The organism is Streptomyces pristinaespiralis, assembly GCF_001278075.1.
In the GTDB taxonomy this organism is placed as follows: Bacteria; Actinomycetota; Actinomycetes; order Streptomycetales; family Streptomycetaceae; genus Streptomyces; species Streptomyces pristinaespiralis.
Genome location: NZ_CP011340.1, coordinates 8061883 through 8084104, shown reverse-complemented (window position 1 = coordinate 8084104; position 22222 = coordinate 8061883). Strand labels below are relative to the sequence as shown.

Below are 22222 nucleotides of genomic sequence, written 5' to 3'. Positions count from 1 at the left end.
GAACCACCGGGTGCACGCACCGGGGTCCGGCCGTACGAACAGCCGGGCCGGGTATGTCAGCCGACCAGTTCGCGTACGTGGTCGACGCTGCCGCAGTCGGCGTCCAGGTGCTTGGCACGCGCCTCGCGGAAAGCCCTGCCGAGCTCGGCCCGGCGGTCGTCAGCGACGTTCTCGCGTGTGTCGTTGAGCAGCGTGCGCTCCTCCTCGTCCACATGGTGGTTGACCGCCGTGACGAGTTCCTCGAGCTTCTCCTCCCACTCCTCGGATCGGGTGTCCTCCACCTCGAGCAGTGCGAGCAATGCCTCGTTGGCCTCCTCGTGCTCGTGGACGCCGTGGTCCACGTCGTCGCCGTCCACGTTCTTGTAGCGCCGCAGGGCGGGATAGACCTCGCCCTCCTCCGCCTCCGAGTGGGCGACGAGAAGGGCGGAGAACTCGCGCAGAGCGGCGGCGCGGTCGGCCTCGGCGCTGCGCAGGGTGCGGAAGAGCTCCTCCATCCGGCGGTGGTCAGCCAGAATCAGCTCGACGACGTCGTTGGTCGCTGACGGCATATCGGCTCCTCGGGTCGTTGGGGGGTGTCCGCCCGCTCACATACCCCCGTCCGCGCACGTCAGACGTACCGCTGCGGCGAGCGCGGCACCACCGGCGGGCCGTTGAGGGTGCGCGCGGCCACAGCGGCGGCGGAGGGGCCTCAGGCGACGACGGAGCGCAGTGCCAGTTCGATCCAGCGGTCGCGGGCCGCCTCGGGCAGCGAGTCGTCCGGTGCGGTCGCGGCGATGAGGGCGAAGTCCGTGGTGGTGATGTCCGGACGGAGGAGCCCTCTGGCGTGGGCGGCGACGGTGATGCGGTCGAGCTCGGCGAAACCGCGGCTCTCCATCTCCTGCAGGGCATCGGCCGCCAGGCCTGCGGCCGCCGCCTTGATCGCCTTGTCGGCGGCCGGCTTCCGGATGAGCCACTCGAGGAGGCCGCGGAGTTCCGCGACGGGGTCGGCGCCGCTGTCGACCCGGTCGGCCGCGGCCCGGACGTCTGCGACGAGCCGCTCCGTCAGTCCGGCCACCGCGGCGGCGATCAGGTCGGTCTTCGTCGGGAAGTGCCGGTACAGCGTCCCCACGGCCACTCCTGCCGTGGCGGCGATCTCGTCCATGCCGACGGCGTCGCCGTGCGAGGCGAGCAGTGTCCCCGCGGCGTCGAGGATGCTCTGCCGATTGCGTGCCGAGTCGGCCCGGACCATGGCGCTCTCCTCACCTTCGCTTGACCAAACATGAACCGGGGTTCACTATAAATGGTGAACCGATGTTCAGGTTAGGGAGATGCACCATGACCGGCTGGACCGAAGAACACGTGCCCCACCTCACCGAGGGCACCGTCGCCGTGGTGACCGGGGCCAACACCGGGCTGGGTCTCGACACGACCCGCGTACTCGCGCGGCGCGGAGCGGCCGTGGTGATGGCCTGCCGCAACCAGGACAAGGCCGCCGCTGCCCGCCGGTCGCTCGTCGACGGCGGCATCGATCCAGGCCGTCTGCGCACGGCCTCCCTGGATCTCGCGGACCAGGCGTCGATCGCCGGCTTCGCCGACGCGCTGCCCGACGACCGCATAGACCTCCTGATCAACAACGCGGGCCTGATGGCGGTCCCCCGGTCCAGCACCGTCGACGGCTTCGAGACCCAGTTCGGCGTCAACCACCTCGGCCACATGGCGCTGACGCTTCGCCTGCTGCCCCGGCTGAACACCACGCCGGGCGCCCGGGTGGTCACCCTCACCAGCATGGGCCACCGTCCGGGCCGTATCCGTCTGCACGACCCGAACTTCCGGCGCGGCCGCTACAACCGCTGGACGGCGTACTTCCAGTCCAAGCTGGCGAACATGCTCTTCGCCGCCGAACTCGCCAGGCGCAACGAGGGCCGGGGGGCGCTGTCCCTCGCCGCCCACCCCGGCTACGCCGTCACCGAACTCGGCAAGGACACCGGCTTCCAGGCGCGTCTGCTCTCGGTCGCCGACAGGATCGCCGCCCAGCCCTCGGCCGCCGGGGCATGGCCCACGCTGCGCGCCGCGACCGACCCTGCCGCGGTCAACGGCGCCCTGTACGGCCCCCGTCGCCTGGTCTCGGGCCGTGCCGTCCGCGAGACGCCGAGCCGCACGGCACGCCGGGCCGACCTCGCCGGCCGTCTCTGGGACCTCTCGCTCGACCTGCTGTCGCCCGCGAAGGTCACCGACCCGCTGGCGTGACCCGGGTGTACCGGTCCTCCGCGTCGACCGCAGGGCCCTGGCCGCCCGGTGCGCGTTCACGACGTGCACGACCCGGTTCGCGAGCAAAGGCGGGACAGCCACGGGCACTTGGGCGGGCGAGACACCCAAGTGCCTGGTCGGAGCGGGCGGCTGACATACTCCGGCCCATGGATGCCGGGGTCGTGGGGAGCGGGACACGCGCGGACGTGCCGGTGCCGGAACGGACCGCGTCGGCGCACGGCACCGGCTGGGTGCTGCGCCGTGCGGTGGCAGCGGACGTCGAGGAGATCGCGGAGCTGCGCGCCACGGTCATGCGCCCGGACCTGGAACGCCTCGGCCGTTACGACGAGCACCGGGTCCGGCAGCGGCTGCGGGACTCCTTCTCCACACAGCACACGTCGATCATCGTGATCGGGCACGAACTCGCAGGATGCGTCACGGTCCGGCCCGCGGGAGACAGGCAGTGGCTGGAGCACTTCTACCTTGCTCCGCGCCATCAGGGCCGAGGGCTCGGGTCCGCCGTCCTGCGCACGCTGCTGGAACGGACCGACGAGCAGGGCCTGACCGTGGCTCTGGACGTCCTGCAGGGCAGCGCTGCCCGCCGGCTCTACGAGCGCCACGGATTCGTCGTCGAAGCCCAGGACCCGATCGACGTCTTCATGGTGCGTCCGCCCACGGCATCCGCCCCGTAGCCGGTCCCCTTAACGACCACCGGGCCGACCTCGATCGTGGACCCGGTCGTAGGCTTCCGCCGTGAACGACGACACCACAGCACACGGCATACGGATCAGACCAGGCAGCCTGGCCGACGCACCGGCCGTTCTCGACATGCTCGACTCCGCGGTCGCCTGGATGAACGATCGAGGCAACACCGAGCAGTGGGGCACCACACCGTATTCGCAGAACCCCGGTGGAGTGGAGCGGGTCGAGCGGTACACGACCGAGAACACTCCGTACATCGCGGAACTGGACGGAACACCCGTCGGGGCCCTGGTGCTCGACTCCGGGCCCAGCCCGCAGATGCCGATCGCTCCGGCCGGTGAACCCGAGCGGTACGTCCGGCTGCTGGTCTCCGACCGGCGGCACGCCGGTCGGGGCATCGGGGCGGCGCTGCTGGCCCATGCCGCGGAAGAGACCCGGCGGGCAGGTGTGGATCTGCTGCGGGTCGACTGCTGGGCGGGCGGCGGGGGCGAACTGGTCGCCTTCTACGAGCGCAACGGCTTCACCCCCACCGACCGTTTCCTGTCCGGGTCCTGGCCGGGGCAGGTGCTGGCCCGGCGGGTCCGCTGACGGCCTGGCAGCACATCGGCGACCACCGGCGGCGTCTCGTGACCTCACGTCACGTCACGAGACCGTCCCCGCACACGCGCCGGACCGGGGCCGGCCCGGTCGCTACCGAGCTCCTCGGCGGGTCCCCAGGTCCTGGACCCACCAGGGGCCGCCGGGCCCGGTGTTGACTCCTACGCCCATGTCCTCGAAGCGGCAGTCGAGGATGCTTTCGCGGTGCTCGGGGCTGCGCAGCCAGTCGGCCACCACGGCTGAGGGGTCGACGCGGCCGCGGTGGATGTTCTCGGCCCATCGGCTCCAGGTGTAGCCGGCGGCGGTCATGCGCTTTCCGCCGTCGCGGCCGTCCGGGCCGACATGGCCGTAGTAGCCGCGGGCTGCCATGTCATCGGCGTGGGCACGCGCCGCACTCTCCAACCGCGCGTCCACGGCCAGCCGCGGGCAACCCGCCTTGTCGCGTTCCGCGTTCACCAGGGCGGTGATCCGCGCGGTCCGGCTGACGAGGGCCCGCCCGGCGGCGGGTGGCAGCGGCGCCGCGGTGTCGGTCGGGCCGTCGACGGCATCGCCGGGAGCGGGCGTGGCCTCCGTGTCCGTGGTGCCCGTGCCGGCCGACACCATGAACGCCGCCACGGCCACGGCGGCGAGCAGGACCGTTCCTGCCGCGAGAGCCAGGACGACGCGGAACAAACGTGGTCGGCCTGCCTGCGGGCCGGGGTCCATGGGGGCTTCTCCTTCCACGGCTCGGCCTCGACGCGACGGCCGAAGGACGGCATTCGGGGGCGGACGGCGTCGGACGGAGGACGGCACACCGGCGCTGACGGCGGAGGACAGCACACGGCCGCCGGAGCACGGTCCACAGGGAACGCCGCCGCGGCGAGGGTTTCACATACGTGCCGTTCCGCCCTGCCCCCACGCCCGCGTTGAGCACATCGGGGGACGGGCCCGACGTCGGTGAACTGCGCCGGTCACAGCGGGTGACGCTTCGGGATGCGGTTGCCGGCCGGCGCTGTTTCGCTGGTCGGGCCCGCTCTTCCGAGTTACCGCAAGGAGCGATGATCATGAGCGTTGCAGGCGAGTCCGGCGGCCGTGCCCGTCAGATGCGCGAGAAGGCGCAGGAGCTGAAGCAGGCCGCGGAGCGCGCGACCGATCCCCAGGAGCGTCAGCGCCTGGAGGAGAAGGCCAAGCGGCTGCAGTCGCAGAGCGAGCAGGAGAGCAGCATGGGCGGCGGCGACATCTACCCGCCGCAGTAGTCGACACCGCAGTCGGCTCGACGCTGCCCGGTCGGCCGGTCCTTCACGGACCGGCCGACCGGGCAGCGTCTCGTGGTCCCGCCGTCGCGCGCCGAGCCGGTCCCCGCAACCATGCGGCCGCGCGCCTGCGGACCCGCCGTGGGGCAGGGCCGGCGCGGTCGGTCGCCGTCGTCACCGGGCCGGCCCCCGCCCCCGTGGTGCGGGGGCCGGCCCAGGTGTCGCGCGGCCGGCCGCGCCGCGGCCCACTGACGGTGTCAGTAGAGCTTGGCGACGGCGACGGCCGTCGTCTTCTTGAAGCCCTCCAGCGGCGCCCCGTCGAGGTCACCCAGCTGGCCCCACTCGACGACGGTCACGGCGCGGCCGTCACGGCCGACCGAGTACAGGGCGATGTCCGTGGAGCCGACGTCGGGGTGGGAGGTGTCGATGCTGTAGACGTGTGCGCCTTCCTCGACGTCGATGCCTCCGTGGTGAAGCGCCTCGCCCTCCAGCCCGGGGTCCTCGGCCTTCAGCCGGTCCAGGCAGGTCTCGATCGAGGAACGGAGCTTCTCGGCGAGCGCCTTCGCCTTGGCGGTGGTGGACGCGACGGTGGTCGTCTGGCGGGCAGTGGTGTCCAGCTCGGTCCGGAAGTCCCGGTAACGGGTGGAGGCCTTCGGCGTGACGCCCGCCGTGCACACGGAGCCGATCTCCGGCAGTCCGTTGCGGACCGGGTCGGCCTGCCAGGGAGTGCTGGAGGCGGGCAGTTGCGCGGCCGAGAGGAAGGCCGGGAGCGGGGCGGCAGCGGCGCCGGCCGTGGTGAGCGGGACGGCGGCCACGGCCAGGGCCAGCGCGGTGACGGCGGCGGAGCGGATGTGGTTCATGAAGATTCTTCCCCCGGTAGGTATGTGGCTGATCGATCGCCAGACTGGGCGCCGGGAGGGGCACTTGCAAGGACCGCGCGCCGTTCGGGAACGGTGGAACCATTCCACCCCCGGCGACGTGGCCTTTGTCGAGCGGGGTGAAACGCCTCCTGAAACGGCCGGACGGGAGGAGCGGGTGTGGTGGAAGCCCCGATGGACGACGCGCCCGAGGAGACAAAGGCATTCGCCCGGAAGCTGAGCGAGCTGCGCGAGCGTTCCGGCCGGACCTACGGTTCGCTGGCGCGCCGGGTGGGCGTCGGCGCGTCGACGTTGCACCGGTACTGCTCCGGCCGGACCGTTCCGATGGAGTTCGCGCCGGTCGAGCGGCTGGCGCGGATCTGCGGGTGCCGGGGCGATGAGCTCGTGGCGCTGCACCGGCTGTGGGTCCTGGCGGACGCCGCGCGCGGTACGCGTCAGGAACGAGCGGCAAGGACAGGGGTGCCGGACAAGGAGGGCGACGCGGAAGCGGCCGGGCCCGAAGACGATCACGACGGCGAGGCCCCCGGCCCAGACGACGACGGCGACGCGGAAGCACCCGGTCCAGACGACGGCGACGCGGAAGCGGCCGGGCCCGAAGACGATCACGACGGCGAGGCCCCCGGCCCAGACGACGACGGCGATGCCGCCGGCCCCGACCACGACGGCGACGCGGAAGCGGCCGGGCCCGACGACAGTGATCAGCAGGAGGACCCGGAGCGGGAGCAGGCAGCGGTACGGAAGTCACCGGCGGCGGAAGGGACGCGTCTCGCCACGGCCTCACCGCTCGCGCGACGGCGCAGCCGCCGCCGCGCGTACGCCGCCGTCGGGGCGGCAGTCGTCGTTCTCGCCCTCGTCCTCGGGTTCGGAGGCTTCACCCTCGGCTCCGGCAAGCAGCGCACGTCCACGACCCAGGCCGAAGGCGGCGGGCCGGCTGCGGTCCGTTCGGCCAAGTCGTGGCCGACGCCGGCCGCGCCGCCGGGGCCGTCCGCCTCGACGTCACCGACCGCGTCCGCAACGGCGTCCCCGGCTCCCGGCGCACCGGGGAGGCCTCAGGGGTCCGGGCCCGGCGTCGTGCAGAACGGCGCCGCCGGGCCGTCGTCGCCGGCGCCGTTCACGGGGACGCCGTTCACCTGGGTCACGGACGATCACGTCTGGCGGCACGGTTGCGGCCACGCGTATTTCGTCGACCGGTCCCCTGCGGACGTTCCGCCGCCGCCCGTCGAGGCCGATGCAGAGCAGTGGTCGCGGGCGCTCCAAGCCGGGCACGCGGGCGAGACCGCGGTCCGTGTCACCGTGCAGGGCAAGGGACCTGAAGCGGTGGTGCTCGAATCGCTCCAAGTCCGTGTGGCTGCGCGCCGGACGCCGGAACCGCGCAACGTGTACCGGATGGACTCGGGCTGCGGCGGCTCTCTCACGCCTCGGATGTTCGACGTCGACCTCGACATGTCACGGCCCGTCGCCCGCTCGGTGGCGGGCAACGACGCCGGTGAGCCGATCCCCGCGGTGTCGTTCCCCTACCGGGTCTCCGCGACGGATCCCGAGGTGCTGCTGGTGACCGGACGGACCGTCAGGTGCGACTGCGAGTGGTACCTGCAGCTGCGGTGGTCCAGCGGCGGCCGGACGGGCACCGTACGGATCGACGACGACGGCCGGCCGTTCCGTACGAGTGCCCTGGCTGACGGTGCGGTTCACGACTACGACTACGGCTCGCGTCGCTGGGTTCCCTCCGTGCCCGCCTCGCGCAGGCCCTGAGCCGTGTCCTGTCCGGCGCCTCGCGCCTCCTCCTTCGTGGTCTGCGCCGCGCCCTGCGCCGCGCTCTTGACCGCCTCCACGGCCTCGTTGGCCGGGCCCCGCAGACCTTCCTGCATGTCGTGGGCGGTCTGCTTGACCGGTTCGAGGAGTTCTCCGGAGTGCTCCTTCAGTTGCTCGCCCACGCGTTCCTCCGCCTTGGACGACGGCAGGAACGCCGCTGCCAGCATGCCTGCGCCGAAGGCGATGACACCGGCCGCGAGGGGGCTTCCCTGGGTCTGTTCCCTCATCCGGGCGGGCGCCTGTCCGGCCGTGCCCTTCGCCCTGCCGGCCTTCTCCTTCGCCCGGTGGGCGGTGTCCTTCGCCTTGCCGGCCGCCGTGTCCCTGGCCCTGCCCGCGGTGTCCTTCGCCTTCTCGCCGACCTGCCCCGCGCTCTCTCCGGCGCTGCCCGCGACGTCGTGCGCCGTGGAGGACAGGTTGCTCCTCGTGTCCTTGGCCGAGCCCATCACGTGCTCCTTGATCCCCCTGAGTCGGTCCTGAGCCGAATGCGCCTTCCGGCGGGCGACCCTGCGAGGTGCCACCCTGTCGGCAAGGAGGTCCACATTGCGCGCCAGGTGGGCGCGCGTGTGTTCCACCTCGCTCCTCAGCTCGTCGGGTTGCGTGCCCATCGGGCGTCCTCCTTCAGGGTTTCCAGGGTCTGTTCCGGTTTGAGGTTCACGTGCCGCATCTGTTTGCGGCCCCGTACGAAGAGCACCGCGCCCACCACGGCCCAGACGGCGGTCACGATGAGTGCCGCCCATGCCCAGTCCATGAGGTTGGCCAGGGCGAAGACCGCGGTCAGACTGCCGAGGAGGAGGACGAGATGCCCGGCGTAACCGGCGCCGGCGAACATGCCCGCCGCCTTGCCGGCCTTCGTGGTCTCCTCCTTGATCTCCGCCTTGGCCAGTTCGATCTCCTCGCGGACCAGCAGTGACAGGTCCTTGCTGATCTCTCCGACCAGCTCGCCGACCGTCGGCTCCTCACCAGGCTGTACGGCCGCCGGTTCGACGACCCGCCCGGTGTCCCTCCGGCGTCCCGTCTCCGTCCGGCGCTTCGCGGTGGGCGGCGCCTGATCGGTGTAGATGGTGGCCACGACTCAACTCCCTTGCGCCGGCGGGTTCCCGCCCTCGTCCCGGCTGCGGGGGTACGCGGGCGGCGTGTGCGGTGTCGCCACCGGACCGGGAGGCTCTCCGGAGCCGTACCCGGGGGTGTAGTGCGGTGGCTGCGACTGGCCGTAGGTGTCCAGCGGATCCGGTTGGCCGAGTCCGGCCCGGGACGACTCGGACAGGGCGTCGGTGTCCGCGCGGCCCGATCCGAGGCGTTCGTCGCCGCCGTACGAGTCGCCGGTGCCGCCGTCGCCGGAACCCGCGGCGCTGATGCCCTTGCCGGCACGCGCGACGGCGAATCCGGCGAGCGCCGCACCGGCGAGGAACATGCCGGGCTTACGCCGTGCGAAGTCCTGGAGGTCGCCGAGCAGGCCCTCGGGACCCCGGCTCTCGATCCGGGAGGCCACCTGGTCGCCGCCCTTGGCTATCCGGCGCACCGCACCGGCGACACCGGATCCCGATCGGGCGTTCCTGCTCATCTCCATCAGGTCGTCGGACACCTGGTGGAGACCGGAGGCCAGGCTGTGGGTGCGGGACTGCGCCTGCTCACGGAGCTGTCCGCGCACCTGGCCCGCCAGGTCCTTGGCCTGGGTACGGGCCTCGCCGGCGACCCCCGCAGCCTGCTGCTTGGCAGTGCCTGCCACGCCGGAGGAATTCTCCTTGACCACTTGGGCGCCCTGCGCCGTCCTGTCCTGTACTGCGCTCGCTGCTGCCGCGGCCTTGTTCTGGTCCCTGCGGTCGGGGCCGTCGATGTCAGTCAAGACTCCTCCTGCGTCACACGATGCGGATCTTGCCTTCGTGCGGGTACCCCGCCGCGGGCATTGCATTGGGATATTTCTCCCTGAAATTCAATGAAAGGTTCAAAGGCGGAAAAACCCGCTGAAATACCACCTAAGCGCTGCTTGCGACGAGCCCGTCCCCGGCCGCCGAACGGCGTGGTCCACGCCGCCCCGACCGGCGCTGACGCACTGCTTTTCCGGGAGGGCAACCCCCATAGGGGTTTGGGAGCGGCGGGTCCGGATACCCGCTGTCCTGAGGCAACTATGGGACGAACTTCAGAGAACTCAGCGGATACCAAGAAGACATCGGACACGAAGAGCGCGGAAGGCGCCGAGGAGTCGGAGACGAACGGTTCGGACCGGGAACGGGGCAGCAGACCCCTCCGGGCGGTGGAGGTGCTCCGCGCAGCGGGGGCCCAGCTGGCCGAGCTGACAGGAATGACCGCGGAATCCGTGTCGTCGTTCTCCCGGACGGAGGACGGCTGGCAGCTCGTCGTCGAAGTGCTCGAGCTCGCCCGCGTCCCCGACACCGCGAGTCTCCTCGCCTCCTACGAGGTCGAGGTCGACCGTGACGGAGAACTGATCTCCTACCGGCGGACCCGGCGTTACGAGCGCGGACGGGCCGACCGCCCGTCCTCCTGAGGCCGGGCACCCGGCCCATCTCCGACACTCCACCCACTCAATGACCGTGCCGGCGCGGATCTGCGCTCCCGCACGGCCTCACACAGGGAGGACATACAGCAATGACCGTTGTCCCGGCACAACAGAGCTCGGGCAGCCGCGGTGGCAGCACCGGCCTGTACGACGTCCTGGAACTGATACTCGACCGAGGGCTCGTGATCGACGCCTTCGTCCGGGTGTCCCTGGTCGGCATCGAGATCCTGAAGATCGATGTGCGGGTCGTCGTGGCGAGCGTCGACACCTACCTGCGGTTCGCGGAGGCATGCAACCGGCTCGACCTCGAATCGGGCAACAGCAAGGACCCCGGACTCCCCGAGCTCGTCGGCGAGATCACCGAGTCCGGCGCCCGCGGCAAGTCCAAGGGCGCACTGGCCGGCGCCGCGCAGAGCATCTCGGACGCGCTCGGCGGCGGCCGTGACGACGAGGAGGAGGAGAAGGAGTCCATGCCCCGGGCACGGCGGAGCACCAGCAGTTCGCGCCGTAAGGAGGAGCAGGAGTGAGCACGTACGTCTACGGGATCGCCCGCAACTCCCCCGCCCTGGAACGCGCCTCCCGCACCCCCGGCGTGGGAGACCCGCCGCGGCCGGTCCGGGTGCTGAGCCATGGGCGGCTCGCCGCCCTGGTCAGTGACGTGACCGAGGAACTGCGGCCCAAGCGCCGCGATCTGCTCGCGCATCAGAACGTCCTCACCGAGGCGGGCACGGCCGGAGCCGTACTGCCCCTGCGGTTCGGCGGCATGTCACCCGACGACGAGGCGGTCGCCGCCGTGCTGGCCGAGCGGGAGGACCACTACCTCGAGCGGCTCCAAGCGATCGACGGCAAGGACGAGTTCAACGTGAAGGCCGACCACGACGAGGAGGCGGTGCTGCACCGCGTCCTCGCCGACGACCCCGAACTGCGCGCCATGGGCCTGGCCCAGCAGGCCGCCGGCGGTGGCAGCCAGCAGGACAAGATGCGGCTGGGCGAACTGATCGTGGAGGCCGTGCGGCAGCGCGAGGAGCTGGACCGCACGGAGGTGCAGCGCGCACTCGAGGGCGCTGCCGTCGACTCGGCGCCGGCGCCGGACGGTTCCGGCCGGGTGGCGAACGTGTCGTACCTGGTGGAGCGGGACCGCGCCGAGGAGTTCCTGACGGCGGTCTCGGCGTTCCAGCAGGCCAACCCGCAGCTACGGCTCCAGGTCAACGGCCCGCTCCCTCCGTACAGCTTCGTGGAGTGAGCGATGGGCCTGCTGGGAGAACTGCTGCTGCTCCCCCTCGCACCGGTCCGCGGCACGTCGTGGGTGCTTCGGCAGGTGGTCGCCGAGGCGGAGCGCCAGTACTACGACCCCGCCGCCGTGCAGCGTGAACTCGCCGAGCTCGTCGAACGGTTCGAGGCGGGCGAGATGGACGAGGCCGAGTTCGACCGGCGCGAGGACGAGCTGCTGGAGCGGCTGGCGGCGAAGGGAGGCCCACGATGACCATGGCGACCGGCCGGCATCCCGGCCCGTACGACTCCGGCGGCGGTACCGACCTCGCGGACATCCTCGAAAGGGTCCTCGACAAGGGCATCGTCATCGCCGGTGACATCCGCATCAACCTGCTCGACATCGAGCTGCTCACCATCAAGCTGCGGCTGATCGTCGCCTCGGTCGACAAGGCCAAGGAGATGGGCATCGACTGGTGGGAGCACGACCCCGGGCTCTCCTCCGGCGCCCGCAGTCGTGAACTCGAGCAGAGGAACGCCGAGTTGGAAGGCCGTGTGGCAGAACTGCAGGCCCTGACCTCGCCGGCCGGCCAGGAGCCGGCGGACGGGCGGCCCGGGACTGCCGCGCACGATCGACGGGAGCGGGACGCATCATGAACGAGCTGATCTACGTGTATGCCGTCGCCCGCCCGTTCGAGCACGGCGGCCTGACCGCCGTGGTGAGCGACGTGAGGGCCGAGGACTTCGAGGAGGCACCCCTGCGCAGGCGCCTGGAGGACCTCGAATGGCTGGCGGAGACGGCCCGCGCGCACGAGTCGGTGGTCCGCGCCGTCAGCGCGGTCACGGGTGTGGTCCCGCTGCGGCTGGCGACCGTGTGCCGCGGCGAGAACGGGGTGCGCCGGCTCCTCGACGAGGGCCGCAATCGCTTCACGACGAACCTCGACAGACTCGAGGGGCGCGTGGAGTGGGGCGTGAAGCTGTACGCGGAGCCCGACCCCGAGCCGGACCGGGCGTCCGCGGCGGAACCGGCCCCCGGACCGCCGCCCCGGGGCGGGGACGGGACGGCGTCGCCCGGCCGCGACTACCTCCGCCGTCGGATGCGGAGCCGGCAGACCCGTGAGCAGAACTGGGCCCGCGCCGACGCGCTCGCCCGGCAGCTGCACACGGAGCTTTCGCGCTGCGCGGACGGGCAGCGGCTGCACAGGCCCCAGAGCGGTCAACTCGCGCGGGCGTCCGGTGTGAACGTGCTCAACGCCGCCTTTCTCGTGCGGCGTGAGGAGAGTGACGCGTTCGTCGGACAGGTCGAGCGGCTGACCCCGCGGGACGCGAGTGTCCGGGTGGAACTGACCGGTCCCTGGGCGCCGTACTCGTTCGCGGATCTCTCGGAGCAGCAGGACGCGCCGCCGCGGCAGGTGAGGCAGGAGGCGCACGAGGGGCGGGCCGGGGCATGACGGTGACCGGCCGCGTCGACGACACCTCACCGGCGGCGCGGCGGGAGCTGGCGCTGGTCGACCTGCTGGACCGGCTCCTCGCCGGCGGCGTGGTCCTGACCGGCGACCTCACCTTGCGGATCGCCGACGTGGACCTGGTGAGGATCGATCTGTCGGCGCTGATCAGTTCGGTCGGTCCGCGGGTGCCCTCGCCGTGGCCGGACCTGGAGGAGAACCGATGAGCGCGAACGGGAGCGGGAGCGCGCGAGACGCCGCCGCGCGGATCGACGACCTGACCGCGGGCCGGGCGGAAACGGTGAACGGGGACGAGAGCCGGCGCCGCCGGGTGGAACTCGACCCGGACACCGTGGAGCGGGACCTCGCCAGGCTGGTGCTGACCGTGGTCGAGCTGCTCAGGCAGCTGATGGAGCGGCAGGCACTGCGCCGTGTGGACACCGGTGAGCTCACGGAGGACCAGGAGGAGCGCATCGGCGTGACGCTGATGCTGCTCGAGGACCGTATGGACGTCCTGCGCGACAAGTTCGGCCTCGAGCCCGGGGACCTGAACATCGATCTCGGCCCGCTCGGTCCCCTGCTGCCGCGCGGGGAATAAGCCCGGGGAGCTCCTTCCAGGGTGATCTTGTTGCCGGTTCGGCAAGTATCTTTGCGGTGCCGCACGCATCGGGCGCAGTATCTCCTCGAACGGAGGTACACCACATGCCCACAGACACAGTTCAGACCTTCACCGACGGCCACGACGTTCCCGCCCGCCCGCGCTACGACGTCGTGGTCGTCGGCGGTGGCGCCGCCGGTCTCAGCGGGGCCCTGGCGCTGAGCCGGGCCCGTCGTTCGGTGCTCGTCATCGACTCCGGCCGGCCGCGGAACGCCCCGGCCGGCCACGTCCACTCGTACCTGACCCAGGAGGGCGTGGCGCCGTCGCAGCTGCTGGCCACGGGCCGCGCCGAGGTGGGCCGCTACGGCGGCGAGCTCGTCCGCGGCAACGTCGCCGGCGCCGAGCGGCTCGCGGACGGGCGGTTCCGCCTGGTGCTCGACGGCGGCGCGACGGTCGAGGCCGACCGGCTGCTCGTGACCACCGGCCTGGTCGACGAGCTTCCCCAGGTGCCGGGGCTGGTCGAACGGTGGGGCCGCGAGGTCCTGCACTGCCCTTACTGCCACGGCTGGGAGGTGCGCGACCAGGCCATCGGCATTCTGGCGACCGGCCCCCTGGCCGTCCACCAGGCCCTGATGTGGCGGCAGTGGAGCGACGACGTGACGCTCTTCCTGCACACCGGCCCCGAGCCCTCTGATGAGGAGTACGAGCAGTTGGCCGCCCGCGGCATCGCCGTCGTCGACGGCCGGGTGACGTCCGTGCAGGTCACGGACGACCGGCTCAGCGGCGTGGCGCTCGAGAGCGGCAAGGTGATCGCCCGGCAGGCACTCGTGGTCGCGCCCCGCTTCACCGCCCGCGCCGCCTTCCTGGCCGGGCTGGGTCTCGAGGCGAGTGAGCAGGAGGTCAACGGCGTGGTGATCGGCAGCCACGTCGCCGCCGACCCGACCGGTGCGACCGCCGTCCCCGGCGTGTGGGTGGCCGGGAACGTCGCCAACGTGACCGATCAGGTCATCGGCGCCGCCGCCGCGGGAGTCCGCGCGGCAGGCGCGCTCAACGCGGACCTGATCGCGGAGGAGACCCGGCGGGCCGTCGAGCGTTACCGGCGTGACGGCCTGGCGCGGGCGGGCGCCGAGCGCGGACGCGGGGCTCCCGGGGCAGGCTGACCCGGTCCGCCGGGGCCTCGGGCCACGGGCTGCCGCATCGGGCTCGACGAGGCCGGTCCGGCGGACGCGAGCTCACACGGCCATGAACGCCGCGGCGGTGGCCGCGCCCAGCCCGGCGCCCGCGGCGGTCTGCGCCACGGAGTGGTGGCCGAGCGCGACGCGTGACCAGCACACCGCGGCCACGAGGACGTACCCGGCGGTCCACCACGGGGAGTGGACGGCGCAGAGGAGAGCCGTGACGGCGGAGGCCACGGCCGAGTCGACGCTGATCTTCCAGACGGTGTTCACGGCGAGGAGGACGACGGTCATCCCCCACAGGGCGGTCATCGCGACGAGGATGCCGACGGGGGCGTCGCCGAGGACCATCACCAGGGCGCCGATGCCTATGGAGCCGAGGATCACGAAGAAGATCGGGGGCCGCTGCCGGCGGTCGACGACGTGCCTGTCGCCAAAGGTGCCACGGCGGCGTTCCCGCTCGATGTACGCGGCGGGCACGATGCCCGCGCACAGAGCCCCGAGCAGCCCCCAGATCAGGCCGGTCCAACTGCCCGCGGCGGCGAGACCGATACCGAGCATCCCGAGAAGCAGCACGTTGCGTGGCTGGAGAACGTCCGTGACCGTGCGGGCAAGGTCGCTGGTCTTCTGCACGGCGCTGGCCGACATGCCGGTTCCTTCGGGGACAAGAGGGGTGGCCGGCCCCGTCGTCGCCGGCACGCATGATCGTATCCACCACCGGCCCCCGCCCCATGGGGCAGGCCCGGCCGGCCCGGCCCGCCGCGGCAGGCCGGGCGGCCCAAGGCCCGGACGTCGGCGGGCCGAGGGCCGGGGGCCGGGCGGCCTCGGCCCTGTCGGGCCACGCGCCGGCGGAGGTCACGCAGCGAGCACGTCGGCCGCCACCCGCAGGTCCGTGACGAGGCCCCGGTAGGCCGCGCGGCGGTCGTCCGCCCGCAGAACCGCCGACGGGTGGATCGTGCCGACCACGCAGCCGTGCGTGGCGGCCTCCTCGGCCGGCAGCCCGTCGGCCCCGGACACGGCCGTACGGCCGAGGGCGTCCCAGGGCGGCATGGGCAGCAGCAGGCCCCGCTGCTCGCTGATCCGGAACGAGCCGCCGAGCAGGGCCTTGCCCGCGGTCGCGCCCAGAGCCAGCACCAGCTCCGGCTGGATCACCCGCAGTTCGGCGGCCAGCCACGGCCGGCACGCCGACATCTCCCGCAGGCTGGGCGACTTGTGGATGCGGCGCTTGCCCCGCGCCGCGGGTTCGAACTTGAAATGCTTGACGGCGTTGGTGAAGTAGGCCGACTCCTCCTCGATGCCCACTTCCTCGAGCGCTTCACGCAGCAGCCTGCCCGCCGGTCCGACGAACGGCGCCCCCTGCCGGTCCTCCTGGTCGCCCGGCTGCTCCCCCACGACGACGACCCGCGCGGAGGACGGGCCCGCACCGAACACCGTCCGGCTCGCGTTCCGGAACAGCGGGCACCCCTCGCAGCCGGCCGCGGCCTTGCGCAGCGCCGGAAGGCCGCCGCGCCGTGGAACGAAGGGGCCGGCGTCGTAGCCCTGTCCCGCTTCCTCCTTGTCCCCGTTGACGTCGACGGCCACCGTCCTCGCCTCCCGTTCCGGCAGGTTCGCGCCGGTGGACGCCGGGTACCCGGTCGGCCCGGCGGTACTCGCGCGGTGCGCCGTCACCATGGCGGGCGCCGGCGGCCGTGTCTGCGTGTACATGCAGCCCTTGGAATCAGCTACCGGGAGGCCCGCTCATGACGAACGCCCTTGAACTCGACGCACTCTGGGACGAGTTCCACAGCGTGGTCAACATGACCTCGCAGGAGCTGAGCGCCTGGCTTCAGGTCCAGGATGCCGGGGAGGACACCGAGCCGCTGCCCGACCAGGCCGGTCCGGCCACCGGCCGCCATGTCCTGGCGATACTCCAGAAGCGCCGCACCGACCTCACCGACGAGGACGTCCGGATCATGTACGAGGTGGTGGACCGGGTCGAGGCGGAGCGGCAGGAGCAGGGTGCGGCCGGGACCACCGACGACACCCACCGGAGGCACCGGCTGATGAGCCTCGGACACGACCCGCTGAAGGCTGGATGACGGTCGGCCCGGCCGGTGCGCGAGGTCCTGCGATCCGGGATGTTGATTCGGTGGATTCCGGGCACTCGCCCGGTATGAACAGTCAGCCTTCGGATCCTGACCCGCGGAACACTCCAGGAGTCCGCCCCGGCAACACCGTGCCCCCCGGTGAGACGCCGCCGGGCGAGGGGAGCACCGGTTCCGAGACCGGGCCGCCCGCCGACCTGTCGCGCGGCTGGGCGAAGGGCCCGATGATCGCCATCGGCCTCGTCGTCGTGGTCTTCGCCGCCTTCTTCCTGGCCTACGCGCTGATCATGATCCTCTGAGCAGAGGTCCGGCACCTTCGGGCCTCCTCGCCATGCCCTGTGGCCGCGCATGGCTTCGACCACGTCGCAGAAAGGGAACACGATGTCCGACGAAGCAGCCCAGCACGAAGAGGCCCGGGGCGACGACGTCTACCAGCCGGAGCACTCGGACGTGCAGAACCGTCCCAGCGACGACCTCGACATGCAGAACGTCATCGGCGAGCGGGGTCTCGACGACACGATGGCGGAGGGCTACTCACCGCCGGAGCGACCGCTGGGCGTCGGCAAGTACGGCACCACCGGCGAGGAGCAGCAGGAGGGCGAGAGCCTCGACCAGCGTCTCGCGCAGGAGCGCCCCGACGTGGAGCCGCCCCGTGGCGACGGCATCGGCGACCTCGAGGACGGCGCCGGCGAACCGGTCGACGACGAGGCCGGCGGACCGAGGGCAGGACGGCTCACGGCCGCGGACGACCCCGCTCCCCGGCGGCCGAGCGACACGGTGGCCCGCGATGTCGGCATCGACGGCGGCGCGGCCTCTGCGGAGGAGGCCGCGATGCACGTCACCGACGACGAGGACATGGGCGAGCGCTAGGGCCCGGTCCATGCGACCAGCTCCGGCGCCGTCCGTGCAGACACGAGCCCTGTGCGGCTCCGGGCACGGGGCGGAAGCGAGCAAGGCATGTTGTTCCACGACCGCAGGGAGGCCGGGCGCGATCTGGCACGCCGGCTCCTCGAGCGCGGCGAGGGAGTGCCGGCCGACCCGTTCGTCCTGGCGCTGCCGCGCGGCGGGGTACCGGTCGGCGACGAGGTCGCCCGCGCCCTGGGCGCCCCGCTCGACGTCCTCGTGGCACGGAAGATCGGCGCTCCGTACAACCCGGAGGTCGGTGTCGGCGCACTGGCCGGTGAGGGTCCTCCGCTCTACGACGAGCGGGCCCTCGCCATGCTGGACCTGACGGCCGACAGGCTGAGCCCGCAGGTCGCCAGGGAGCGTGCGGAGCTGCACCGCCGGGAGGACCTGTACCGGGGCGGCCGTCCCGCCCCTGACGTGACGGGCAGGACGGTCCTCGTCGTGGACGACGGCCTGGCGACCGGCGTCACCGCCCGTGCCGCACTGCGCGCCGTCCGCGAGATGAAGCCCGGCCGGGTGATGCTGGCCGTACCGGTGGGTTCACCGGAGGCCGCGGCAGCGCTCGCCGCGGACGCGGACGAGGTGCTGTGCCCGCACCAGCCACAGCCGTTCTACGCCGTCGGGCAGTGGTACGAGCGGTTCGACCAGGTCGACGACGACGAGGTGATCACCATCCTGCGGAGCCACGCCGACGGCCGTTGAGCAGAGCCCGCGGACAGGCCGCGGGAGGTGTGCCCTGACCGGACACACCTGCCGCGTACTCCGGGCGTACCCGGGGGTCGCTCCGCCGGCGCCGGGGCGTTCCGATCCTCCGGGATTCCGCAAAGACCTTGGGTACGGCCACCTGCGTTGGCATGCTTGAGCGACTCGCGGCAGGGTGGGGCGTACGACCGTCCACGCCCCGCTCCGCGCGGTTCGCCCGGCTCACGGCGGAGGTGAAGAAGAAACTCATGGCCGCACGCTACGGCCGCCCGCGCTCGGTTCTGCGGATGAGAACTGTCGCAGGTCAGGTCTTTCTCCTGCAGGTGGCGATCGTGGTGCTGCTGGTCGCCGCGGCCATGGCGGCGCTCGTGTTCCAGTCCCGCGCAGGCAGCGAGCGTGAGGCCCGCAACCGGTCGGTCGCCGTCGCGGAGACGTTCGCCAACTCCCCCGGGATGGAAGAGGCGCTGCAGAGTCCGGATCCCACCGCGGTGCTCCAGCCCAAGGCGGAGGCGGCGCGTGAGCGTTCCGGCGTCGACTTCATCGTCGTGCTGAACACCGACGGCATCCGCTACACGCACCCGTTGCCGGACCGCATCGGCAAGAAGTTCGTCGGCGATCTGAGCCATGCGAGGAACGGCGAGGTCTTCACCGAGAAGATCACCGGCACCATCGGCCCGCTCGTCCAGGCCGTGGTCCCTATCTTCGGGCGGGACGGCAAGGTCATCGGCATGGTCTCCGCCGGCATCACCATCGAACGGGTGAGCGGCGTCGTCGAGGCGCAGTTCCCCCTGCTGTTCGGTGTGACGGGCGGCGTACTGCTGCTGACCACGGGCGGCACGGCCCTGGTGAGCAGACGTCTGCGCCGCCAGACCCACGGGCTCGGGCCCGCCGAGATGACTCGTATGTACGAACATCACGACGCGGTGCTGCACGCCGTCCGTGAGGGCGTGATCATCGTCGGTGGCGACGGCCGGCTGCTGCTCGCCAACGACGAGGCGCGCCGACTGCTCGGACTGCCGATGGACGTGGACGGTTCCCCGGTGACGGAGCTGGGGCTGGACCCGCTCGCCGCCCGTCTGCTGTCGTCCGGGAAGATCGTGACCGACGAGGTCATCCCGGTCGGGGACCGGCTCGTGGCCGTCAGCCAGCGCTCGACGGACCAGCACGGCGGTCCGCCGGGCAGCGTCGCGACCCTGCGGGACACCACGGAGCTCCAGACCCTGGCCGGGCGCGCCGATGTGGCCAGGGGGCGGCTCAAGCTCCTCTACGACGCGGGTACCGAGATCGGCACCACGCTCGACGTCGTCCGTACGTGCGAGGAGCTCGCCCGGTTCGCCGCGTCACGGTTCGCCGACTTCGCCACCGTGGACCTGGCGGAGACCGTGCTGCGTGGCGAGGAGCCGACCGCCACCGGCGCGGACACGAACATGCGGCGCACGGCTTTCAGCGGTTCCGGGGACACGGCGCTCTATCCGCTGGGGCATGTGATCCGCTTCGTGCCGACGACGCCGATGGGGACGGGGCTGCGCAAGGGCGAAGCGGTGCTCCAGGCGGACCTGAGCGCTCTGGCCGGGTGGCAGGAACAGGACCCGGACCGGGCGCGCATGCTGCTCGAGCACGGCGTCCACTCGATGATCGCGGTCCCGCTGCGGGCGCGGGGTGTGATCCTGGGCGTGGCCCTGTTCTGGCGTGCGAGCAACCCGGAGCCGTTCGAGGAGGAGGATCTGTCCCTGGCGGAGGAGCTCGTGGCGCGTGCCGCCGTGAGCGTCGACAACGCCCGCCGCTACACGCGTGAGCACACGATGGCGGTCACGCTCCAGCGCAGTCTTCTCCCGCGCGTGCTGCCGGAGCAGAGCGCCCTGGACGTGGCCTACCGCTACCGTCCCGCGCAGGCCGGCCTGGGCGGGCTCGGCGGTGTCGGCGGTGACTGGTTCGACATCATTCCGCTGCCCGGGGCGCGGGTGGCCCTGGTGGTCGGCGACGTCGTCGGCCACGGGCTCCACGCCGCCGCGACCATGGGGCGGCTGCGTACCGCCGTCCACAACTTCTCCAGCCTCGACCTTCCGCCGGACGAGTTGATGTTCCATCTGGACGAGCTCGTGGCCCGTATCGACCAGGACGAGTCGGAGGACGGCGGGGACGCCGGGGTCACCGGCGCCACCTGCATCTACGCCATCTACGACGCGGTCTCGGGCATCTGCAGCATGGCGCGGGCCGGGCACCTCCAGCCGGTCGTCGTCCACCCGGACGGGACGGCGGAGTTCGCGGACGTGCCGGGCGGCCCGCCGCTGGGCCTCGGCGGTCTGCCGTTCGAGACGCTGGAACTGCGTCTGCCGGAGGGCAGCCGGCTGGTCCTCTACACGGACGGGCTCGTCGAGGACCGGGAACGGGAGATCGACGAGGGTCTCGAGCTGCTGCGCCGCACGCTGGCCGACCACCCGGGGCAGGGGCCGGAGGAGACCTGCGAAACGGTGCTGGGCGCGCTGGTGCCAAAACGCCCCCGGGACGACATCGCCCTCATCGTGGGACGTACGCGGGTCCTGGCGTCCGACCAGGTCGCGGAGTGGGAGGTGCCGTCGGACCCGGCGGCGGTGGCCGGAGTGCGGGCGGCGGTGGCCGAACGGCTCACCGAGTGGGGTCTGGAGGAGGACGCCTTCACCACCGAGCTGATCCTGAGCGAGCTCGTCACCAACGCCATCCGTTACGCCGCCGGGCCGATCCTTGTGCGGATCATCCGGGACCGCGCGCTGATCTGCGAGGTGTCCGACCGCAGCAGCACGTCGCCGCACCTGCGGCAGGCGGCCATCACGGACGAGGGAGGCCGCGGCCTGTTTTTGGTCGCGCAGTTCGCGGAGCGCTGGGGCACGCGGTACACGGCCGACGGCAAGGTCATCTGGACCGAACAGCCGCTGCCCGGCGGGCAGCTTCCCGGCGGGCCGGGCTTCTGACAGGCGCCCGGCCAGGCAGGTGTGTGACAGGCGGGCGTCCGACGTCCTGAGCGCCCGTGGCACGGGCGGCGCGGGGCCCCGGGCGCTCACCCGCGGACAAGAATCCGGGGGCGGCTGCTGAGCGGACGACAAGAAAAAGGCTTCCGGCGGCCGGGGCGCGGAATTTTGAAATGCCGCTCTTGCCTGCCGGGTTACCCGTCCGTAACGTCTCTCTCGCGCAACGGTCCGGGGCCGGGCGGGAGTCCGGTCGCACTTCCCGCGAACACGCCGCGGACACGTCTTCCACGCACTTTCCCGAGGTATTTCCGTGCGCCTCTCCCCCGGCGCCAAGAATCACGTACCGACCGATCGCCGCACCGTTCACGCACTGTTGCCGCACAGTTCAGCCGCACCGATCGCCGCACCGTTCCACTTTCCTCATTCCCTGCGTCTGCGCGCCCTGCCCGCAGCGCCGAATCCTGGAGCCGTGATGAAGCGTCCGAAATTCGCGCCGTCCCGAGGGCGAAGAGCCGCACTCCGCGGGGCCGTCGCCCTCACAGCGGGGCTGGGGCTGGCCGTCGCCACCTCGGGGCCCGCCCACGCGGTGCCGATCCGCCTCGACTATCCACTGACCGGAAGCACGCACCTCGACGGCACCGGCTCCGACCTTGCGCTGGGTCCGGGCGTCCTGAAGGTCACCGCGGACCTCAAGGCCGGAACACTTCTCGCCGACACCGTGCTCCCGCCCGCGCCGGGCTCGTTCAAGATGATCGGCGCCATTCCCGTGAGCGTGACCACCGAATTCATCGAGACCGAGCCGACCACCGGCACGATCGACCTGAAGACGGGCGCGGTCAGGAGCACCACGAAGCTCACCCTGCGGCTCAAGGACCTGCGGGTCGCGGGCATTCCGACGCCGGTGGGCAGCTCGTGCCGAACGGAAGTCCCGGCGGTGCTCGACCTGACGTCGGAACCGGGCTTCAACGCGCTCAAGGGCGGCACGCTGTCCGGCACGTACACCATCCCGAAGTTCGAGCACTGCCTGCTCGCCACACCGCTGATCAACCTGGTCATCCCGGGCGACGGGAACACGGTCCGGCTGCACATGGGACAGCCGGCGCCGCCGCCGCCTGCCTCCTGACCCGAGCGGTACCCGGGACCGGTCCCCGGTGTCCCGGTGCGCGCGGCGGCGCGCACCGGGACACCGGGGGCCC

The 22222-nt window shown here is 72.2% G+C and carries 29 protein-coding genes; 20 read left to right on the top strand and 9 right to left on the bottom strand.

What is annotated here, in order from left to right; genetic code table 11:
• Nucleotides 1-56 precede the first annotated feature (56 nt).
• Together SPRI_RS34740 and SPRI_RS34735 are read right to left on the bottom strand one after the other, a co-directional pair.
• Entirely contained in the window at nt 57-548 is a 492-nt protein-coding gene (locus SPRI_RS34740; protein ID WP_005321494.1) for a hemerythrin domain-containing protein, read from the bottom strand.
• 140 nt (nt 549-688) lie between these two features.
• A complete protein-coding gene (locus SPRI_RS34735) occupies nt 689-1228 on the bottom strand; it encodes a TetR/AcrR family transcriptional regulator (RefSeq protein ID WP_005321493.1) in 540 nt (179 codons plus the stop codon).
• An 86-nt stretch (nt 1229-1314) separates the two neighbouring features.
• Here SPRI_RS34735 and SPRI_RS34730 point away from each other — a divergent pair, with 86 nt between their 5' ends.
• From SPRI_RS34730 to SPRI_RS34720, 3 genes are all read left to right on the top strand, one after another.
• Complete coding sequence (locus SPRI_RS34730) at nt 1315-2226, top strand: oxidoreductase (RefSeq protein WP_050791642.1); 912 nt, start codon at nt 1315-1317, stop codon at nt 2224-2226.
• A 167-nt stretch (nt 2227-2393) separates the two neighbouring features.
• Entirely contained in the window at nt 2394-2918 is a 525-nt protein-coding gene (locus tag SPRI_RS34725; protein WP_005321488.1) for a GNAT family N-acetyltransferase, read from the top strand.
• A 61-nt stretch (nt 2919-2979) separates the two neighbouring features.
• Nucleotides 2980-3516 (top strand): GNAT family N-acetyltransferase, encoded by a 537-nt coding sequence (locus SPRI_RS34720; RefSeq protein ID WP_005321486.1) that lies wholly within the window; start codon nt 2980-2982, stop codon nt 3514-3516.
• A gap of 102 nt (nt 3517-3618) precedes the next feature.
• Here the strand turns inward: SPRI_RS34720 and SPRI_RS34715 are convergent, their stop codons facing one another.
• Nucleotides 3619-4230, bottom strand: a complete 612-nt coding sequence (locus SPRI_RS34715) for a CAP domain-containing protein (RefSeq protein ID WP_050791641.1) — start codon at nt 4228-4230, stop codon at nt 3619-3621.
• Nucleotides 4231-4568: 338 nt separating this feature from the next.
• On the opposite strand from SPRI_RS34715, the gene SPRI_RS34710 reads away from it, so the two are divergent.
• Nucleotides 4569-4760 (top strand): DUF6381 family protein, encoded by a 192-nt coding sequence (locus SPRI_RS34710; protein ID WP_037777336.1) that lies wholly within the window; start codon nt 4569-4571, stop codon nt 4758-4760.
• Between the two features lie 254 nt (nt 4761-5014).
• Here the strand turns inward: SPRI_RS34710 and SPRI_RS34705 are convergent, their stop codons facing one another.
• On the bottom strand, nt 5015-5617 hold the full coding sequence (locus SPRI_RS34705; protein WP_005321480.1) for a hypothetical protein: 603 nt from the start codon (nt 5615-5617) through the stop codon (nt 5015-5017).
• Between the two features lie 177 nt (nt 5618-5794).
• On the opposite strand from SPRI_RS34705, the gene SPRI_RS34700 reads away from it, so the two are divergent.
• Nucleotides 5795-7387 carry a transcriptional regulator gene (locus SPRI_RS34700; protein WP_310650491.1) on the top strand — a complete coding sequence of 531 codons (1593 nt, stop codon included), beginning with the start codon at nt 5795-5797 and terminating at the stop codon, nt 7385-7387.
• On the opposite strand, the gene SPRI_RS34695 is transcribed toward SPRI_RS34700, so the two are convergent.
• From SPRI_RS34695 to SPRI_RS34685, 3 genes are read right to left on the bottom strand one after another with little or no spacing between them, the layout of a single operon-like run.
• Nucleotides 7336-8052 carry a DUF3618 domain-containing protein gene (locus SPRI_RS34695; RefSeq protein ID WP_005321476.1) on the bottom strand — a complete coding sequence of 239 codons (717 nt, stop codon included), beginning with the start codon at nt 8050-8052 and terminating at the stop codon, nt 7336-7338. The genes SPRI_RS34700 and SPRI_RS34695 overlap by 52 nt on opposite strands.
• Nucleotides 8028-8516 carry a phage holin family protein gene (locus tag SPRI_RS34690; RefSeq protein ID WP_005321474.1) on the bottom strand — a complete coding sequence of 163 codons (489 nt, stop codon included), beginning with the start codon at nt 8514-8516 and terminating at the stop codon, nt 8028-8030. Before SPRI_RS34690 ends, SPRI_RS34695 begins: the two co-directional genes overlap by 25 nt.
• A 3-nt stretch (nt 8517-8519) precedes the next feature.
• Nucleotides 8520-9290 carry a hypothetical protein gene (locus SPRI_RS34685; RefSeq protein ID WP_050791640.1) on the bottom strand — a complete coding sequence of 257 codons (771 nt, stop codon included), beginning with the start codon at nt 9288-9290 and terminating at the stop codon, nt 8520-8522.
• Nucleotides 9291-9572: 282 nt separating this feature from the next.
• Between SPRI_RS34685 and SPRI_RS34680 the strand changes: the two genes are divergently transcribed.
• From SPRI_RS34680 to SPRI_RS34640, 9 genes are all read left to right on the top strand, one after another.
• Nucleotides 9573-9950: a gas vesicle protein GvpO gene (locus SPRI_RS34680; RefSeq protein ID WP_005321470.1), complete on the top strand. Its 378-nt coding sequence runs from the start codon at nt 9573-9575 to the stop codon at nt 9948-9950.
• A gap of 101 nt (nt 9951-10051) precedes the next feature.
• Nucleotides 10052-10489 carry a gas vesicle structural protein GvpA gene (locus SPRI_RS34675; protein ID WP_005321468.1) on the top strand — a complete coding sequence of 146 codons (438 nt, stop codon included), beginning with the start codon at nt 10052-10054 and terminating at the stop codon, nt 10487-10489.
• Nucleotides 10486-11205, top strand: coding sequence for a GvpL/GvpF family gas vesicle protein (locus tag SPRI_RS34670; protein WP_005321466.1), 720 nt, complete (start codon nt 10486-10488; stop codon nt 11203-11205). Before SPRI_RS34675 ends, SPRI_RS34670 begins: the two co-directional genes overlap by 4 nt.
• 3 nt (nt 11206-11208) lie before the next feature.
• Complete coding sequence (locus tag SPRI_RS34665) at nt 11209-11445, top strand: gas vesicle protein GvpG (protein ID WP_005321463.1); 237 nt, start codon at nt 11209-11211, stop codon at nt 11443-11445.
• Nucleotides 11442-11828: a gas vesicle protein gene (locus SPRI_RS34660; RefSeq protein WP_199782732.1), complete on the top strand. Its 387-nt coding sequence runs from the start codon at nt 11442-11444 to the stop codon at nt 11826-11828. Before SPRI_RS34665 ends, SPRI_RS34660 begins: the two co-directional genes overlap by 4 nt.
• Complete coding sequence (locus SPRI_RS34655; protein ID WP_078951333.1) at nt 11825-12622, top strand: GvpL/GvpF family gas vesicle protein; 798 nt, start codon at nt 11825-11827, stop codon at nt 12620-12622. The genes SPRI_RS34660 and SPRI_RS34655 overlap by 4 nt, the downstream gene beginning before the upstream one ends.
• Nucleotides 12619-12843 carry a gas vesicle protein gene (locus SPRI_RS34650; protein ID WP_005321458.1) on the top strand — a complete coding sequence of 75 codons (225 nt, stop codon included), beginning with the start codon at nt 12619-12621 and terminating at the stop codon, nt 12841-12843. Before SPRI_RS34655 ends, SPRI_RS34650 begins: the two co-directional genes overlap by 4 nt.
• A gap of 74 nt (nt 12844-12917) precedes the next feature.
• Nucleotides 12918-13214, top strand: coding sequence for a gas vesicle protein K (locus tag SPRI_RS34645; protein WP_005321453.1), 297 nt, complete (start codon nt 12918-12920; stop codon nt 13212-13214).
• A 104-nt stretch (nt 13215-13318) separates the two neighbouring features.
• Nucleotides 13319-14374 carry an NAD(P)/FAD-dependent oxidoreductase gene (locus tag SPRI_RS34640; protein WP_050791639.1) on the top strand — a complete coding sequence of 352 codons (1056 nt, stop codon included), beginning with the start codon at nt 13319-13321 and terminating at the stop codon, nt 14372-14374.
• Between the two features lie 72 nt (nt 14375-14446).
• Here the strand turns inward: SPRI_RS34640 and SPRI_RS34635 are convergent, their stop codons facing one another.
• Complete coding sequence (locus tag SPRI_RS34635) at nt 14447-15037, bottom strand: hypothetical protein (RefSeq protein ID WP_053557660.1); 591 nt, start codon at nt 15035-15037, stop codon at nt 14447-14449.
• Nucleotides 15038-15244: 207 nt separating this feature from the next.
• A complete protein-coding gene (locus SPRI_RS34630) occupies nt 15245-16093 on the bottom strand; it encodes a UdgX family uracil-DNA binding protein (RefSeq protein ID WP_238996267.1) in 849 nt (282 codons plus the stop codon).
• 35 nt (nt 16094-16128) lie between these two features.
• On the opposite strand from SPRI_RS34630, the gene SPRI_RS34625 reads away from it, so the two are divergent.
• From SPRI_RS34625 to SPRI_RS34600, 6 genes are all read left to right on the top strand, one after another.
• Nucleotides 16129-16467: a DUF3140 domain-containing protein gene (locus SPRI_RS34625; protein WP_005321444.1), complete on the top strand. Its 339-nt coding sequence runs from the start codon at nt 16129-16131 to the stop codon at nt 16465-16467.
• 74 nt (nt 16468-16541) lie between these two features.
• Nucleotides 16542-16772 (top strand): DUF6480 family protein, encoded by a 231-nt coding sequence (locus SPRI_RS34620; protein ID WP_037775538.1) that lies wholly within the window; start codon nt 16542-16544, stop codon nt 16770-16772.
• 82 nt (nt 16773-16854) lie between these two features.
• Entirely contained in the window at nt 16855-17343 is a 489-nt protein-coding gene (locus SPRI_RS34615) for a DUF5709 domain-containing protein (RefSeq protein ID WP_005321437.1), read from the top strand.
• Nucleotides 17344-17430: 87 nt separating this feature from the next.
• Entirely contained in the window at nt 17431-18081 is a 651-nt protein-coding gene (locus tag SPRI_RS34610; protein ID WP_005321434.1) for a phosphoribosyltransferase, read from the top strand.
• Between the two features lie 248 nt (nt 18082-18329).
• Nucleotides 18330-21029: a SpoIIE family protein phosphatase/ATP-binding protein gene (locus SPRI_RS34605; RefSeq protein ID WP_005321432.1), complete on the top strand. Its 2700-nt coding sequence runs from the start codon at nt 18330-18332 to the stop codon at nt 21027-21029.
• Nucleotides 21030-21498: 469 nt separating this feature from the next.
• Complete coding sequence (locus tag SPRI_RS34600) at nt 21499-22149, top strand: hypothetical protein (RefSeq protein ID WP_050791638.1); 651 nt, start codon at nt 21499-21501, stop codon at nt 22147-22149.
• Nucleotides 22150-22222 lie beyond the last annotated feature (73 nt).

What these genes read in the sequence shown, in the direction of transcription:
- SPRI_RS34625 (WP_005321444.1), top strand. Translation starts at nt 16,129, where the DNA reads ATGACGAACGCCCTTGAACTCGACGCACTCTGGGACGAGTTCCACAGC.
- SPRI_RS34650 (WP_005321458.1), top strand. Translation starts at nt 12,619, where the DNA reads ATGACGGTGACCGGCCGCGTCGACGACACCTCACCGGCGGCGCGGCGG.
- SPRI_RS34615 (WP_005321437.1), top strand. Translation starts at nt 16,855, where the DNA reads ATGTCCGACGAAGCAGCCCAGCACGAAGAGGCCCGGGGCGACGACGTC.
- SPRI_RS34660 (WP_199782732.1), top strand. Translation starts at nt 11,442, where the DNA reads ATGACCATGGCGACCGGCCGGCATCCCGGCCCGTACGACTCCGGCGGC.
- SPRI_RS34730 (WP_050791642.1), top strand. Translation starts at nt 1,315, where the DNA reads ATGACCGGCTGGACCGAAGAACACGTGCCCCACCTCACCGAGGGCACC.
- SPRI_RS34655 (WP_078951333.1), top strand. Translation starts at nt 11,825, where the DNA reads ATGAACGAGCTGATCTACGTGTATGCCGTCGCCCGCCCGTTCGAGCAC.
- SPRI_RS34705 (WP_005321480.1), bottom strand. Translation starts at nt 5,617, where the DNA reads ATGAACCACATCCGCTCCGCCGCCGTCACCGCGCTGGCCCTGGCCGTG.
- SPRI_RS34635 (WP_053557660.1), bottom strand. Translation starts at nt 15,037, where the DNA reads ATGTCGGCCAGCGCCGTGCAGAAGACCAGCGACCTTGCCCGCACGGTC.
- SPRI_RS34620 (WP_037775538.1), top strand. Translation starts at nt 16,542, where the DNA reads ATGAACAGTCAGCCTTCGGATCCTGACCCGCGGAACACTCCAGGAGTC.
- SPRI_RS34695 (WP_005321476.1), bottom strand. Translation starts at nt 8,052, where the DNA reads ATGGGCACGCAACCCGACGAGCTGAGGAGCGAGGTGGAACACACGCGC.
- SPRI_RS34725 (WP_005321488.1), top strand. Translation starts at nt 2,394, where the DNA reads ATGGATGCCGGGGTCGTGGGGAGCGGGACACGCGCGGACGTGCCGGTG.
- SPRI_RS34740 (WP_005321494.1), bottom strand. Translation starts at nt 548, where the DNA reads ATGCCGTCAGCGACCAACGACGTCGTCGAGCTGATTCTGGCTGACCAC.
- SPRI_RS34735 (WP_005321493.1), bottom strand. Translation starts at nt 1,228, where the DNA reads ATGGTCCGGGCCGACTCGGCACGCAATCGGCAGAGCATCCTCGACGCC.
- SPRI_RS34605 (WP_005321432.1), top strand. Translation starts at nt 18,330, where the DNA reads ATGGCCGCACGCTACGGCCGCCCGCGCTCGGTTCTGCGGATGAGAACT.
- SPRI_RS34715 (WP_050791641.1), bottom strand. Translation starts at nt 4,230, where the DNA reads ATGGACCCCGGCCCGCAGGCAGGCCGACCACGTTTGTTCCGCGTCGTC.
- SPRI_RS34675 (WP_005321468.1), top strand. Translation starts at nt 10,052, where the DNA reads ATGACCGTTGTCCCGGCACAACAGAGCTCGGGCAGCCGCGGTGGCAGC.
- SPRI_RS34665 (WP_005321463.1), top strand. Translation starts at nt 11,209, where the DNA reads ATGGGCCTGCTGGGAGAACTGCTGCTGCTCCCCCTCGCACCGGTCCGC.
- SPRI_RS34610 (WP_005321434.1), top strand. Translation starts at nt 17,431, where the DNA reads ATGTTGTTCCACGACCGCAGGGAGGCCGGGCGCGATCTGGCACGCCGG.
- SPRI_RS34640 (WP_050791639.1), top strand. Translation starts at nt 13,319, where the DNA reads ATGCCCACAGACACAGTTCAGACCTTCACCGACGGCCACGACGTTCCC.
- SPRI_RS34630 (WP_238996267.1), bottom strand. Translation starts at nt 16,093, where the DNA reads ATGTACACGCAGACACGGCCGCCGGCGCCCGCCATGGTGACGGCGCAC.
- SPRI_RS34680 (WP_005321470.1), top strand. Translation starts at nt 9,573, where the DNA reads ATGGGACGAACTTCAGAGAACTCAGCGGATACCAAGAAGACATCGGAC.
- SPRI_RS34600 (WP_050791638.1), top strand. Translation starts at nt 21,499, where the DNA reads ATGAAGCGTCCGAAATTCGCGCCGTCCCGAGGGCGAAGAGCCGCACTC.
- SPRI_RS34710 (WP_037777336.1), top strand. Translation starts at nt 4,569, where the DNA reads ATGAGCGTTGCAGGCGAGTCCGGCGGCCGTGCCCGTCAGATGCGCGAG.